The 14,285-nt window shown below is 63.7% G+C and carries 11 protein-coding genes; 4 read left to right on the top strand and 7 right to left on the bottom strand.

Features of this window, described 5'->3' with window-relative positions; genetic code table 11:
- Nucleotides 1–8 precede the first annotated feature (8 nt).
- The 4 genes from purH to htpX all read right to left on the bottom strand — a co-directional run bounded on the left by purH (nt 9) and on the right by htpX (nt 5,999).
- Nucleotides 9–1,625 (bottom strand): bifunctional phosphoribosylaminoimidazolecarboxamide formyltransferase/IMP cyclohydrolase, encoded by a 1,617-nt coding sequence (gene purH, locus NKJ72_RS23130; protein WP_352479559.1) that lies wholly within the window; start codon nt 1,623–1,625, stop codon nt 9–11.
- A gap of 84 nt (nt 1,626–1,709) precedes the next feature.
- Nucleotides 1,710–3,458 carry a heparinase II/III family protein gene (locus NKJ72_RS23135; protein WP_352479560.1) on the bottom strand — a complete coding sequence of 583 codons (1,749 nt, stop codon included), beginning with the start codon at nt 3,456–3,458 and terminating at the stop codon, nt 1,710–1,712.
- 145 nt (nt 3,459–3,603) lie between these two features.
- Nucleotides 3,604–4,992 (bottom strand): RsmB/NOP family class I SAM-dependent RNA methyltransferase, encoded by a 1,389-nt coding sequence (locus tag NKJ72_RS23140; protein ID WP_352479561.1) that lies wholly within the window; start codon nt 4,990–4,992, stop codon nt 3,604–3,606.
- Nucleotides 4,983–5,999, bottom strand: coding sequence for a zinc metalloprotease HtpX (gene htpX / locus NKJ72_RS23145; protein WP_352479562.1), 1,017 nt, complete (start codon nt 5,997–5,999; stop codon nt 4,983–4,985). Before htpX ends, NKJ72_RS23140 begins: the two co-directional genes overlap by 10 nt.
- A gap of 117 nt (nt 6,000–6,116) precedes the next feature.
- Between htpX and NKJ72_RS23150 the strand changes: the two genes are divergently transcribed.
- Nucleotides 6,117–6,329, top strand: a complete 213-nt coding sequence (locus tag NKJ72_RS23150; RefSeq protein ID WP_352479563.1) for a DUF1674 domain-containing protein — start codon at nt 6,117–6,119, stop codon at nt 6,327–6,329.
- An 18-nt stretch (nt 6,330–6,347) separates the two neighbouring features.
- Here NKJ72_RS23150 and NKJ72_RS23155 read toward each other — a convergent pair whose 3' ends face one another.
- Nucleotides 6,348–7,019, bottom strand: coding sequence for an HAD-IA family hydrolase (locus NKJ72_RS23155; protein ID WP_352479564.1), 672 nt, complete (start codon nt 7,017–7,019; stop codon nt 6,348–6,350).
- A 178-nt stretch (nt 7,020–7,197) separates the two neighbouring features.
- Here NKJ72_RS23155 and NKJ72_RS23160 point away from each other — a divergent pair, with 178 nt between their 5' ends.
- The 3 genes from NKJ72_RS23160 to NKJ72_RS23170 all read left to right on the top strand — a co-directional run bounded on the left by NKJ72_RS23160 (nt 7,198) and on the right by NKJ72_RS23170 (nt 11,412).
- The gene (locus NKJ72_RS23160) at nt 7,198–8,067 is read left to right on the top strand and encodes a transglutaminase-like domain-containing protein (protein WP_352479565.1); all 870 of its coding nucleotides are present in this window, start codon (nt 7,198–7,200) and stop codon (nt 8,065–8,067) included.
- A gap of 327 nt (nt 8,068–8,394) precedes the next feature.
- Entirely contained in the window at nt 8,395–9,756 is a 1,362-nt protein-coding gene (locus NKJ72_RS23165; RefSeq protein WP_352479566.1) for a pilus assembly protein TadG-related protein, read from the top strand.
- A gap of 387 nt (nt 9,757–10,143) precedes the next feature.
- Complete coding sequence (locus NKJ72_RS23170; protein WP_352479567.1) at nt 10,144–11,412, top strand: class I SAM-dependent methyltransferase; 1,269 nt, start codon at nt 10,144–10,146, stop codon at nt 11,410–11,412.
- On the opposite strand, the gene NKJ72_RS23175 is transcribed toward NKJ72_RS23170, so the two are convergent.
- A complete protein-coding gene (locus tag NKJ72_RS23175; protein WP_352479568.1) occupies nt 11,413–12,156 on the bottom strand; it encodes an MOSC domain-containing protein in 744 nt (247 codons plus the stop codon).
- On the bottom strand, nt 12,156–14,111 hold the full coding sequence (acs, locus tag NKJ72_RS23180) for an acetate--CoA ligase (protein WP_352479569.1): 1,956 nt from the start codon (nt 14,109–14,111) through the stop codon (nt 12,156–12,158). The genes NKJ72_RS23175 and acs overlap by 1 nt, the downstream gene beginning before the upstream one ends.
- Nucleotides 14,112–14,285 lie beyond the last annotated feature (174 nt).

Raw genomic sequence — 14,285 nt, forward strand, 5'->3', positions numbered from 1 at the left:
GAGGGAGTTCAATGCCTGAAATGCCTCACGCCGGTAAACACCATGGCGATGCCGTGAGCATCGGCGGCGGCGATGACATCGTCGTCGCGCATCGAGCCGCCGGGCTGAATGACGGCGGTGGCGCCGGCTTCGATTGCCGACAAAAGCCCATCCGCGAACGGGAAAAAGGCATCCGAGGCGACGACAGAGCCCTTGGTCAAAGGCTCCGTCAGACCGGCAGCCTCGGCCGCGTCGAACGCCTTGCGGGCGGCGATGCGCGAGGAATCGACCCGGCTCATCTGGCCGGCGCCGATGCCGACTGTAGCGCCATCCCTGGCATAGACTATGGCGTTCGACTTGACGTGCTTTGCCACGCGAAAGGCGAATTTCAGATCGGCCAATTCGGCCGGCGTCGGAGCGCGGCTGGTCACCACTTTCAGGTCGAGGTCATCGACCACCGCATTGTCGCGGCCCTGGACCAGCAAGCCGCCGGCAACCGATTTCAAGCCAAGGCCCGCCGCGCGCGGGTCGGGCAGGCCGCCGGTAACCAGCAGGCGTAGATTCTTCTTGGCGGCAATGATGCGGACTGCTTCCTCGGACGCCTCCGGTGCGATGATCACTTCGGTAAAGGTCTTGACGATCTCTTCGGCGGTTCCGGCGTCGAGGATGCGGTTCATGGCGACGATGCCGCCGAAGGCAGAGACCGGATCGCAGGCCAGCGCCTTGGCATAGGCCGCGTGCAGCGAAGCGGCTTCGGCGACGCCGCACGGGTTGGCGTGCTTGATGATGGCAATTGCGGCGGAGCGGGTCGGATCGAATTCGCCGACCAGCTCGAAGGCGGCGTCGGTGTCGTTGATGTTGTTGTAGGAAAGCTGCTTGCCCTGAAGCTGGCGCGCCGTAGCGACGCCCGGCCGCCTGTCGCCATTGACATAGAAGCCGGCGCCCTGATGCGGGTTTTCGCCATAGCGCATCACCGATTGCAGCTTGCCGCCGAAGGCGCGCCATGTCGAATGCTCGATCTCGAGCGCCTCGGCGAACCATCCCGAGATCGCCGCATCGTAGGTGGCAGTACGGGCAAAGGCCTTGGCTGCCAGCTTCTTGCGGAAATCCAGCGACAGCGAGCCGAAATTCATCTCCAACGCGTTGAGCACCGAGGCATAGTCGTCAGGGTCGGTGACGATACCGACATAGGCGTGGTTCTTGGCCGAGGCACGGATCATCGCCGGGCCGCCAATATCGATGTTCTCGACGATCGCCGCGTAGTCGGCGCCGGAGCGGCGCACCTCTTCGAATGGATAGAGATTGGAGACGACGAGATCTATAGGCTCGATGCCGTGGTCGCGCATCGCAGCGGCGTGCTCGGGATCGTCGCGCACGCCGAGCAGTGCGCCATGCACCGACGGGTGCAGCGTCTTGACGCGGCCGTCCATGATCTCGGGAAAGCCGGTGAGCTCGGATACGTCGCGCACGGCCATGCCGGCCTCGGCGATCGCCTTTGCGGTGCCGCCGGTCGAAACCAGCTCGACGCCGGCCGAAGCCAGCGCCTTGGCGAAGTCGATCAGGCCGGTCTTGTCGAAGACGGAGAGCAGCGCGCGACGGATCGGAACAAGGTCGGGCGCGGGAATGTTCTTGGCGGCGACGGCCATGGGCTGGCGGCCTTTCCAGTTCTGGTTGGAGAGCGTCCGCGGGCCGTAGCACATGAGGCCCGGAAATCAAGCAGCAAGGCTTGATCAGTGTTTGCCGTTGCCGCTGGCTTCAGCTTTTTCCGGATGACCACCGATAGTAGTCCGCGTCAATTGCCAGTGGACCTCGGAAATCTCCGAGGCTTTGAACGCAAGCACGATCTGCCGGCTGCGGCGCGGGCCGCCGAGCCCGGCGAAATAGATCGATTCCTCGACCTCGGGTGCCACTTCGGTGGAGGTAAACACCCAGGCGTCGGCATGGTCGGCGGCCAGCACCAGACGGTCATGCTCATCCTGGAGCAGGTTTATGTCGGGATGGACATGGAAACGCACCGTGACGAAATCACGGCCATTGTTGCGGATAGAGGCGCCGCCCGGCCGCAGGAAGCGGTCCCTGCCGGCAAGCACATTGCCTTCGGTCGATAATCTCAGCTCGCGCTCATGCAGGAAGCCGAAGCGCCCGACATAGCCGTCATGGCGGGCGATGAAGCCCTGGCTGCCCTTCTGGTCGGTGCGCTTGCAAGGCACATGCTGCGGTCCGCCGATCAAAGGCGTGCCGAGCAGGTCGTTGACGCGCAGGGAGTGGTTGAAGCGCGCCGACGACGTGTCGTTGATGGTGGCGGTCGAATGGGCGGCGGTGGCGCGGGCAAGCGGCCGGAACTCGGCGGCGCCATAGGTGTCTATGCCGGCGTTGACGATATAGTGCTGGCGGCCCGACGACAATTCGAAGGCGAGGCACCCGGCGTGAGCGGCATTGGACACGTCGACGGGCGGCGGTGGTCCGGTATCGGCGATCACCGTGACACCCCCCATCGACAGGCGCTCATAACCCGAATGCGGCGCGTGCAGCAATGGTGCGCCGGCGGTGTCGTCGTGATGCAGGATGCTGGCGATACGGTCGTGGATGGTGGCGCCCATGCCGTTGAAGCGGGCAAGGCTGCCATCCTGATGGCGAAAGAAGCGCAGCGCCGGCAGCATCCGGTCGATGGCGCCGATCAGGGCGGTCGGCGGTGTCTCGGCCTGATTGGCGTATGTCTGGCGCAACGGCAGAAGGTCGGCGAGGATTTCAAGCACGGCCATCGGATTGCGCGAGATATGGCCGCCGTCAGGCAGGATCTGGCGGTCGATCTCCTCGGCGAGACTGCGGGTGGCACCGCGCAGCGCCGAGGCCGGCGCCGGCAGCGACAAAGCGGCAAAGGCCAGCGCAATGCGCGCGCGTAGCCTGTCCTTGCCGTCCGGCATCTCGCGCGCCATGGCGCGCAGATAGCGGATCTGGACGGCAAGCGATTTCAGGAAGGCGCGGTAGAACGGAAATTCGGCGCCCTGCAACACGATCGAGGAATGCTGCAGCCAGGCAATGACGCGCTTGGCCGTCGTGCCGGGCTCCCAGGCGACGCCGGAAATATGGCTGCCATGGATTGCAATCCAATCGGAAACCAACGCCCGCGCGTTGGCGGCGGCGAGCTCGGTACCCGCGGCACGCATGTGGCGCAGCCAGCGAAAGCCATGCAGCGTCTTTTGCCAACCGGGATTGGGCACGTCGATCTGGAAGGGCGATTTGCCGCCGGTCTCGACCAGATGCCCCGAAAGCGGATAGCGGCCGTAATAGATCTCGAGCGCGATCTGAGGATCGGCGAGGCGCAGGTCCGGCGGGGCGATCAGGACGCGCTCCGGCGTGCGGCCTGAGTAGCGCCAGCGATAGAGTGGCCCGGCACGCAAGCGCCGGCGCGCCTTGCGCCAGAACTCCCTCGCGACAAGCGTCCACAGACGCGTCGTGTTACCGGCAGCGATTGCCAAAATCTCTCCTGATCATCCTCACCCAGGCACAAGTTTATATGATTCAAGAACTTGTGCGAAGGCGAATTCCGCGGCAGCGTGGCCGTTCAGCCTGTTTTCCGTGCCTCTTCGCCCCACAAGGCCGGACGCGCTTCGAGATCGGCCCTTAGCCGGCTCTGCGCATGCGGGCGGCGAAGAAGCCGTCCAGCCCGGAACGGGCGGGGGAGCCAAGCTCCAGGTCGGCAGGCGTGGTGCGCAACGTGCCTTGCGGCGTCAGGAACGGGTCGATGCCGGCGATCTCACCCGGCCGAAGCGGGTCGTCGATGATTTCCGCATTGCCGGCGAGAAAGCCGCGATAAAGCTCTTCGCCTTCGAGCGGATCGAGCGAACAGTTGGAAAAGACGATGCGTCCGCCAGGCGTGACCAGGGTGACGGCGCGGGCAAGCAGCCGGCGTTGCAGGTCGGCCAGTTTTTCGACGTCGGCCGCCGTCTTCGTCCAGGGAACGTCGGGGTGCCGCCGCACCGTGCCTGTCGAAGAGCAAGGTGCGTCAAGGAGGACGCCGTCGAAGAGCTCCTTCGGCTCGTATTTGAGCAGATCGGCGTGGGCGATCTCCGCGGACAGGCCGAGCCTTTCGAGATTCTGCGTCAGCCGCGCCAGCCGTGTTCGGGACATGTCGAGTGCGGTGACGTGGGCGCCGGCGAGGATCAGCTGGGCGGTCTTGCCGCCCGGCGCGGCACAGAGGTCGGCGATTCGCAAACCATTGATGTCGCCGAACAGCCGGGCCGGCAGGCTGGCCGCTGCATCCTGAACCCACCAGGCGCCTTCCCCAAAACCGGGCAGTTCGGTCACGGAAGCGCTGAGCTTTTCCACCCGCACCGTGCCGGTCGGCAGGACGAAGCCGCCGAGCCGTTCGGCCCACAGCGCCGGGTCCGACTTGACGGTGAAATCGACCGGCGCCTCATGGCGATGGGCGAGCAGTATCTGCCTGGTCTTGTCGAGGCCGTAGACGGTTTTCAAACGGTCGGAAAACCATTTTGGCGCCTCGTCGGTGGCCGCAACCGCCGCCGCGAGCTCATCCTGCTTGGCCCGCGCCAACGTACGCAGTACGCCATTAACGAGGCCGGAAAAGCGCGCCGTGCGCGGATCGGACTTGGCGTGGGTCACGGCGAGGTCGACGGCGGCGCTGTCGGGAACATCGAGGAACAGGATCTGCGCCGCCGCCACATGCAAGATGTGCGAAAGCGCCGTGGCGTTGGGCGGCAGCGGCTTTTCCAGGCGGCGGGCCAACAGGCCTGATATGGTCATGCGGTAGCGCAGGGCGGTGACCAGAATGGCGCGCACCAGGGCGCGGTCGCGCAGGTCGAGCGCCTTGTATTGCGGATGGCCGTTTTCATGGTCGGTCAGCCCGTCGAGCGGCGTTCTCGCGTCGATGACGGCGGCAAGCAGCCGCGCGGCTGCCTTGCGCGCGGCGAGGCCAGCAACGGCCTCGCTGCCCGAATTGTGTTGACGATCGCCTGGAATTGCGTGCCGGCGTTGCCCGACGCTCACGACCACGGACCTTTGGGCCCGGTCGGATTGCGTCCCCAGGGATTGGGTTTCGGCCTGGCCGGCTCGGCCGGCCTTTCGGGCCGGGCGGCCCTTTCCCATGGACCCGACGGCTGCTGCCCGATCCCGTCCGGCTCCGGGCTTGGCGTCGCGGCCGCTTCGGGTGCGCCGGCCATCTGTTGCGCCATCCGCTGCAGGGCGGCGATGCGGTTTTCGGTGCTCGGGTGGGTGGAGAACAAATTGTCCATGCGCTCGCCGGAAAGAGGATTGATGATGAAGAGATGGGCGGTTGCCGGATTGCGCTCGGCATCCGGGTTGCGGATGCGTTCGGCGCCACGGGCGATCTTGTCAAGCGCCGAGGCGAGCCACAGCGGGTGTCCACAGATTTCGGCACCGCGCCGGTCGGCCTCGTATTCGCGAGTGCGGCTTACCGCCATCTGCACGATCATGGCGGCCAAAGGCGCGACGATCATTGCCACCAGCACGCCGACGATGCCGAAGGAATTGTTGTTGTCGCGGTTACCGCCGAAGAAAAAGGCGAAATTGCCGAGCATCGAAATTGCGCCGGCGAAGGTGGCGACGATCGTCATGGTCAGCGTATCGCGGTGCTGCACATGGGCGAGCTCGTGCGCCATCACCGCCGCGACTTCTTCATGCGATAGCCGCTCGAGCAAGCCAGTGCTGGCGGCGACAGCGGCATTTTGCGGATTGCGGCCGGTGGCGAAGGCATTGGGCTGCGGATTGTCGATGAGATAGGTCCTCGGCATCGGCAGACCGGCGCGTCGGGCAAGGCCCTGCACGATGGCGTAATATTCAGGCGCGTTGCTTTCGTCGACCTCGATCGCTCGGTGCATCGCCAGCACCATCTTGTCGGCGTTCCAATAGCTGAACAGATTGGTGCCGGCAGCGATCAGCAAGGCGATCATCATGCCGCCGGATCCGCCGACCAGATAACCGACGCCCATGAACAGGGCCGTCATTGCGGCCAAAAGCATGGCGGTGCGAAGGGTGTTCATTGTCTGCTCCGTTCTGCCCAACAAAGGGGTCGATCCCTTGTGGACCCACCGCTATATGATGGGAAACAGCGGTTCTCGTTTCAATCGGGGGCCTGTTTCAATCTAGCGGAAGATCGCATGATCGACGAAACCAGCACAACGAATGCTAACGGCGAGCCGCAAAAGGCGCTGAGGCCAGCAGCCCAGCGTGCCTTGGCCGAGGCCGAGGCCCGACGGGAGAAATATCGCGAGAAGGAAGCCACGCTCCCGAGGGAGATCGGCGGGCGCGGCGGCAAGGAGCCCAGCCGCTACGGCGACTGGGAAGTCAAGGGCCTGACCAGCGACTTTTAGCCCAGGTAGGGCGCCAAACTACGCAGGCTGCGCCGTCCGCTCCGCTTCGATGGCAATCCAGCCGCGGGCATCGACAGCGATGCCGATCGCGTCATAGCCGATGATGGCGGCATGCGGCGTCTCCAACGGATGCCGGTGCGTGGCGCTGATCACCATGATTGCAGCGCCCGCGGCTTCGGCTGCCGCTATGCCTGCCGGCGCGTCCTCGAAGACGAGGCAGTCGCGCACATCGACGCCGAGCCGTTCGGCCGCCAGCCGGAAGCAGTCGGGCGCCGGCTTGCCGCGGGCCACATCCTCCGCCGCAACGATCACGGCGGGAGCCGGAATGCCGGCGGCCTGCAGGCGCAGCAAGGCAAGTTCGCGCGGCGCGGAGGTGGCGATCGCCCAACTCCCAGGCGGCAGCGACGCGAGGAACGCCGCGGCGCCGGCAATCGGGCGAATGCCCTCGACATCGGCTGCCTCGGCCTGCAAAAGCGCATCGGCTTCGCGGGCAGGATCGACGCCTGGCAGCGCCAGCCGGCCGATGGTCTCGATCGCCCGCACGCCGTGGATGGTCGGCAGGAATGCGGCGACGTCAAGACCTTGCCGATGCGCCCAAGCTGCCCAGACCCTTTCCGCCGCGGCAATCGAATTGAGAATCGTGCCGTCCATATCGAACAGAAAGGCCGCAAATTTTCTGCCTGCAAGCATCGGTTTTCCCGGGTCATCCTGGAGGGATTATTTCGAAAGACGCGTGTCGATCGACCGTAACGTTGCCGCGTCCGTATGGGAAGCCGCGAGGCGTCGTTTTCGACGTTCGCAAGGAACCGCCGCGCACTCTCCCGCGTTGACCAGCACTATCTTCCATGACGATCGTAGGGGGACGGCGATGCTGATCAGGCTCGGCTATGAAATTGGCATTGAATGCGCTGCAGCCACGCCGGTCATTTCGCTGCTCGAGATCCACAGGGATCGCCAGGTCGACATCAAGCGGCAGACGCGCGTGCTGACCTCGCCGTCGGTCCCGACCAGGGTCTACCACGATCTTTTCGGCAATAGCTGCCGCCGCTTCACGGCGCCGGCCGGAAGTTTTCGCATCCTCTATGACGCGGTGGTCGAGGACAGCGGTGAGACGGACGAAGTCAACGCGTTGGCCAGGGAAGTTCCGGTCGCCGAATTGCCGGACGAGGTGCTCGGCTATCTGCTCGGCAGCCGTTACTGCGAGACCGACCATCTCGGCGACCTGGCCTGGCAACTGTTCGGCCAGCTTCCGCCGGGCTGGGCGCGGGTGCAGGCGATCGTCGACTATGTCCACAACCGCCTGTCCTTCGGCTACGGTTATGCGCGCTCGACCCGCACGGCGGCGCAGGCGCATGAGGAACGCGTCGGCGTCTGCCGCGACTTTGCCCATCTGGCGATCACGCTCTGCCGCTGCATGAATATCCCGGCCCGCTACGTGAACGGCTATCTCGGCGATATCGGCGTGCCCGCCGATCCGGCGCCGATGGACTTCTCGGCCTGGATGGAAGTGTTCCTCGACAGCAAGTGGTACACGTTCGATCCCCGCCACAATGTGCCGAGAATCGGCCGTGTCGTCATTGCGCGTGGCCGCGACGCCACCGACGTGCCGCTGTTGCACAGTTTCGGCCCGCACCGGCTCAGCCTGTTCAAGGTCTGGACCTACGAGCAGGAAGGCAACCTGTTCAAGCCGCCCTATCGCGGCCTCGACAGGACCGTCACCGCACGGGTGCTGGCCTAATCCTCCCGGAGACGTTCACAGCCCATGTTTCCACGTCCCGCCATCGCGGTCGTGCTGATCCGGTTCGAGACATCTCGTCTGTACCGGATCGGGACGCCATCCGGCCGTTCCGAATTGCGAGCCGGATCGTGGTAAGCGCTTTGTGAACAAAGCCGCGCCGACGCGGCTTTCGTTTACCCGCTGTTTACCTTGTCGCTGCTCGAAACCGTTTGGAAACAAGGGCCTGAGCGGGGGCTGCTCGCTTTCCCGCCCGGCGGCGCGATCCGGCCGGATTCCTGCAATGCGCGTTCGGACAGCTGCAGGCTGTAGCGAATGGAGGCGGAAGGAATGCGGCGTTTCGGGGGTCTTGTTCAGGCGATCGGCGGCTTTGCCGGGGATCGCAGCGGAAATTTCGCGGTGCTGTTTGGCATAATCGGCTCAGTACTGGCGCTGAGCGTCGGCTTTGCCGTCAACGTCTCCCAACTCTACAATGTGAAATCGAGCCTGCAAGGCGTCGTCGATGCTGCGGTCACCTCGACGGCCCGCGACTTGACGACCAGCGTCATCAGCGAGGCTGACGCAAGCAAATCGGTGCAGGCCTTTCTCGATGCCAACAGCACGGCGGGTATCCTGCAGGACAATCAGATCGTTCTAGACAAACTGACTGTCGACCGAATCGCCAAGACCGTTCAGGCGGACGTTCATGTCAATGTCAGCTATTATTTCCCGCTTTTCAGCACGGGTAGCATGCAGCGCGTTCCCGCATCGACGACGGCTCTCTATTCGGACAAGCAGATCGAAGTCGCGATGATGCTCGATGTTACCGGCTCGATGGCAGGCCAGAAAATCATCGATCTGCGGACGGCTGCGGCGAATGCTGTCGACAGCTTCCTGGGCGGTCAGGACCCGTCCAAACCGCGCGTGCGGGTTGCCATCGTGCCTTATGCCAATTCGGTGAATGCCGGTACACTTGCCACCAGCAGCGTCTATGTGGAAACCACCGCCAGCCAACGCAAACAGGCGCCGGCCAATGACGCCGTGCAGTATGTCTCGGGCTTCATCCGTCCCGATAATTGCGCCACAGAACGCAAGGGGACCTACCAGTATTCGGACGCAGGCCCCGACGCCAGCATGGTCAACCGCGACTACCTGCTGTCGTCCTTCGCCTGGCAAACCGGCACCGCCGCCTGCCCGGCCGCCACGCTGATGCCGCTGACGGCCGATGCGACGGCACTCAAGACGGTCATCAAGAATTTCGTCGCCTCCGGCGGCACTGCCGGCCATATCGGCGTGCAGTGGACCTGGTACATGCTCTCGGAGAGCTGGGGGAGCATAATGAGGACTTCGCAGCGGCCGGCCAAGATGGATCCAAAAAAGGTCGCCAAAATCGCGATCCTGATGACCGATGGCGAATTCAACCTGTCCTACTTCGATGCGAGCACGGTGAGCGACGTTTACAATGACGCCGGCAAGGAGCCGACCCGCACGGCAGCCAAGAAACTTTGCGCTGCCATGCGCGACAAGGGCATCGAGATCTTCACTATTGGATTTGACCTAAACGAAACGAATGCCAAGGCGACGCTCCAGGATTGCGCGAGCCCGGACACCACCAAGATCAAGCACTTCTACCAAGCTGCCAATGGAACCGAACTCAACCAGGCTTTCCAGGACATAGCGCGCAACGTCGAGATGTTGAGTGTAACCAAATAAGGGACAACAGCCCAAAAAGGAAAAGGCCGCCGCTTCTTGCGAAGTCGGCGGCCTTCCGTGTTTCCGTCCATGGCGCGGCTCCTGGCTGCGACGGTTGGTCGCCAGCCGCGCATCTCGCGCCTTAACGGGAAGACTGCTTCCCGAAAGTGCGATCCGCTGAGGCCACGTTCTGGAAAACGAAATCACTCGACATCGGATCACCTCCTTTCGATTTGTTGAACACTTGCTCATGATGGGGTGTCATCCGGCAAATGGCAAGGCGGGGCACTCGAAAATCCTGAACAAGCGTGCTTGTGCACTCGGGCGGCTTGCGGCCGGCCGATCCGGCAGGCAAGATCGAGCCGCGATTGTTCCGGGCCGCTTTTTGCCGGGTAAGGGAGGATGGGGATGGAGGCAGCCGAAAGAGCGGCCCGGATTGTTCGGACGGTCATTGAAACGCTGAAACCGGGTTTCGCGGTGAGGCTGTGGACAGGCGAGCGGATCGGCCCGGCTACCGGCCCGGTGCTCACTATCAACGACCAGGACATCGTCTGGCAGATCGTACGTCGGCCCTCTTTATCGACGCTGATCGAGATGTGGATTGCCAAGGCGGTCGACGTCGAAGACGGATCGCTGTTCGATTTCTACGCCTTGCCCACGCATGGCAAGCTCAGGACGAAGCTCAAGACGTTGCCGAAGCTGGCGATCCTGCGCGACCTGCCGGCGGTGCTGTTTTCGCGAAAACAGATGACGGCGCGAACCGATCTTTCCGGCCGCAATCCTTACGTCAGCGGGTCGAGCAAGGAGGCGATCCAGCATCACTACGATATTTCCAACGCATTCTACCGGCTCTTCCTCGACGAGCGCATGGTCTATAGCTGCGGCTATTTCAAGGATTTCGCCAACGATATCGATCAGGCCCAAAGAGACAAGCTCGACCATATCTGCCGCAAGCTTCGGCTGAAGCCCGGCGAAAAACTGCTCGACATCGGCTGCGGCTGGGGAGCGATGCTCATCCATGCGGTGAAGAATTATGGCGTCGTCGGCCACGGCGTTTCGCTGTCGGAGGCACAGACCGAGCTCGCCCGCGAACGCATCCGCGCCGCGGGGCTGGAGGACCGCATCACCATCGAGATCAAGTCCTATGCCGAGCTGTCCGGCTCCTTCGACAAGATCTCGTCGATCGGCATGTTCGAACATCTGGGGCTTGCCAACCATGCTGCCTATTTCTCGAGGATCCATCGCCTGCTCAAGCCCGGCGGCATCTATCTGCACCACGCCATCACCCGGCGCGACAAGGGCAGCTTGAAGAAGACGCTGCGCAAGGGGCCGGAATTCAAGGCGCTGATCAAATACATTTTTCCGGGCGGCGAACTCGATACGATCGGTATGACGCTCGGCAATCTCGAGGCGCACGGCTTCCTCGTCTACGACGTAGAAAACTTGCGCGAGCACTATGCGCGCACCTGCAGGCTATGGGCAGAGCGTCTCCACGCACGCTTTGACGAAGCCATCGCTGAGGTCGGCGAAGCCAAGGCGCGGCTCTGGCTGCTTTATCTCACCGGCTGCTCGATTACCTTCGAACGTGCATCGGCCCAGGTTTTCCAGACCGTCGCCACAAGGCGCGCGCGTGGGCCGAGCGGCCTGCCGCCGACGCGGGCGGATTTGTACCGATAGCTACAGGAGGCGCATCGTGGCGCCGATCTCGACGCGGGCCGGTCGGTCGACGGTGCAGTAGACGCCGAGATTATGGGCGTTGTGGCGGACCAGGCTGCGCAGGATTGCCGGGTCGTGGTCGAACCCGTCCTGGCCAATGATGGTGAAGCCGCAGCGGCGGCACGGCTCGGAGATGGTCAGGAGCAGGTCGCCGATTGCCAGCTTGCGCCCGATCCATTCCGTCTCGGGGAACGACCCCTCGACCTCCGGCATATCGACGACGATGTTGGGGCGGAAGCGGCGCGCGTCGGCGGTGCCCTCTGGATGCAGCACTTTCAAACGCGCCAGTGAGGCGGTGGTCAGCAGATGAATAGGGGCTTTGACATAGCGTTCCGTCAGCAGAGGGCCGGCATAATCCGGAGCCGCATTTTCCCGGCGGAACGGCCGGATGGAAGCCGCAAAGCCGAGATACGCGGAAACCGTGCGATCACTTTGCGCGCCAGGTGCCGAAAGCCAGCGTCCGTCGGGGATGGCGACCTCCAGCCTGCCGGCCTGCGACAGCCGGGTGCGGATGCGGGGCACCTTGTGCCATTTCGCTTCGCGGTCGGGCCGTGCGATTTCATCGGTCGAGGTATCGACAAGACCAAACAGGCGGTCGCCTTCGACGGTATACCAGTCGACGGAGATCGCCTCCTGAAACTCGCCGGCGAGCGAGCTCGCGGGATAGCGCCAAAGCTCGGTGACGGCGCCCAATGCGGGTTGCATCAGCCCTTCTTGTTTTGCCGGTTGGCGATCAGGTCGTCGACGACTGCCGGATCGGCGAGCGTCGAGGTGTCGCCGAGCGCGGCAAAATCATCGTCGGCGATCTTGCGCAGGATGCGCCGCATGATCTTGCCGGAACGGGTCTTCGGCAGGCCGGGCGCGAACTGGATCTTGTCGGGCGAAGCGATGGCGCCGATCTCCTTGCGGACATGGACGACGAGCTCCTGGCGCAAGTCCTCGCTCGGCGTCTCGCCGGCCATCAGCGTGACATAGCAGTAGATGCCCTGGCCCTTGATATCGTGCGGGTAGCCGACGACGGCGGCCTCCGAGACCTTCTCATGCGAAACCAGCGCCGATTCGACCTCGGCGGTGCCCATGCGGTGGCCAGAGACGTTGATGACGTCGTCGACCCGGCCGGTGATCCAGTAGTAGCCGTCAGCATCGCGGCGGCAGCCGTCGCCGGTGAAGTACCTGCCCTTGTAGGTCGAGAAATAGGTCTGCACGAAGCGGTCGTGATCGCCATAGACGGTGCGCATCTGGCCCGGCCATGAGTCGGCAATGCAAAGATTGCCGCTGGCTTCGCCTTCCAGTACCTTGCCGTCGGCGTCGACCAGCTGCGGCTTGAGGCCAAAGAAGGGCCGCGTCGCCGAACCCGCCTTGAGGTGGGTGGCGCCCGGAAGCGGCGTGATCATGATGCCGCCGGTCTCGGTCTGCCACCAGGTGTCGACGATCGGCACCTTGCCGTTGCCGACGACGTTGAAATACCACTCCCAGGCTTCCGGATTGATCGGCTCGCCGACGGTGCCCAGCACGCGCAGCGACTTGCGCGACGTTTTGGTGACATGGGCATCGCCGGCGCCCATCAGCGCACGCAACGCGGTCGGCGCCGTGTAGAAGATGTTGACCTTGTGCTTGTCGATCACGTCCCAGAAACGCGACTGCGACGGGTAGTTCGGCACGCCTTCGAACATCAGCGTGGTGGCGCCGTTGGCGAGCGGCCCGTAGACGATATAGCTGTGACCGGTGACCCAGCCGACATCGGCGGTGCACCAGTAGATGTCGCCGTCATGATAGTCGAAGACATATTGGTGGGTCATCGAGACATAGACGAGATAGCCGGCTGTGGTGTGCAGCACCCCCTTCGGCTTGCCGGTCGAGCCGGATGTGTAGAGGATGAACAGCGGGTCCTCGGCGTTCATCTTCTCGGGCTTGCATTCGGCCTTAACCGTGGCGACCTCGTCATGGTACCAGACGTCGCGCCCGGCGGCCCAGCCGGTCTTGCCGCCGGTGCGGCGCACGACCAAGACCTTTTCGACTTTTGTTCCGGCCTTGGCGGCGATCTCGATCGCCTTGTCGGTGTTGTCCTTCAGCGGGATAGTCTTGCCGCCGCGCAGGCCTTCGTCGGCGGTGATGACGAAGGTCGACTTGCAGTCGTCGATGCGTCCGGCCAGCGCGTCCGGCGAAAAGCCGCCGAAGACGACCGAATGAATGGCGCCGATGCGCGTGCAGGCGAGCATCGCATAAGCGGCCTCCGGGATCATCGGCATGTAGATGGTGACGCGGTCGCCCTTCTTGACGCCGTGCTTCTTCATCACATTGGCGAGGCGGCAGACATGTGCGTGAAGTTCGTTATAGGTGATCTTCCTGTCGTCGTAGGGATTGTCGCCTTCCCAGATGATGGCGGTCTGTTCGCCGCGCTTCTTCAGATGCCGGTCGATGCAATTCCAGGAAACGTTTGTCTGGCCATCCTCGAACCATTTGATCGAAACCTTGCCGTCGAAGGACGTGTTCTTGACCTTGCTGTAGGCCTTGAACCAGTCGATGCGCTTGCCGTGCTTGCCCCAGAACTTGTCCGGGTTCTTGACGCTGTCGGCGTACCATTTCAGGTAGGTGTCATTGTCAATCAGCGCGTTCTTCTTCCACGCCGGCTGGACGCGATGGACATGAACATCGGACATTTCTTCGCCTTCCTCCCCAAAACCAAACCGCCGGCTTGACCGCCGGCAGGATCGCAGCGATGCGGCCGCGAATTCGCGCGCATTATTAACAGTTCGGCGGTGACGGCAACATTAGACGTTGGATTCGCGCGGCGGGATGCCGCAGGTGCCTTGCCAGGCGGTGTCAGCACTCTC

This window comes from Mesorhizobium sp. M0045 (assembly GCF_040323385.1).
Classification (GTDB): Bacteria; Pseudomonadota; Alphaproteobacteria; order Rhizobiales; family Rhizobiaceae; genus Mesorhizobium.

Coding starts and splice junctions, on each gene's coding strand:
- purH (WP_352479559.1), bottom strand. CDS start 1,625: ATGGCCGTCGCCGCCAAGAACATTCCCGCGCCCGACCTTGTTCCGATC.
- htpX (WP_352479562.1), bottom strand. CDS start 5,999: ATGAACACCCTTCGCACCGCCATGCTTTTGGCCGCAATGACGGCCCTG.
- NKJ72_RS23150 (WP_352479563.1), top strand. CDS start 6,117: ATGATCGACGAAACCAGCACAACGAATGCTAACGGCGAGCCGCAAAAG.
- NKJ72_RS23155 (WP_352479564.1), bottom strand. CDS start 7,019: ATGCTTGCAGGCAGAAAATTTGCGGCCTTTCTGTTCGATATGGACGGC.
- NKJ72_RS23160 (WP_352479565.1), top strand. CDS start 7,198: ATGCTGATCAGGCTCGGCTATGAAATTGGCATTGAATGCGCTGCAGCC.
- NKJ72_RS23165 (WP_352479566.1), top strand. CDS start 8,395: ATGCGGCGTTTCGGGGGTCTTGTTCAGGCGATCGGCGGCTTTGCCGGG.
- NKJ72_RS23170 (WP_352479567.1), top strand. CDS start 10,144: ATGGAGGCAGCCGAAAGAGCGGCCCGGATTGTTCGGACGGTCATTGAA.
- NKJ72_RS23175 (WP_352479568.1), bottom strand. CDS start 12,156: ATGCAACCCGCATTGGGCGCCGTCACCGAGCTTTGGCGCTATCCCGCG.
- acs (WP_352479569.1), bottom strand. CDS start 14,111: ATGTCCGATGTTCATGTCCATCGCGTCCAGCCGGCGTGGAAGAAGAAC.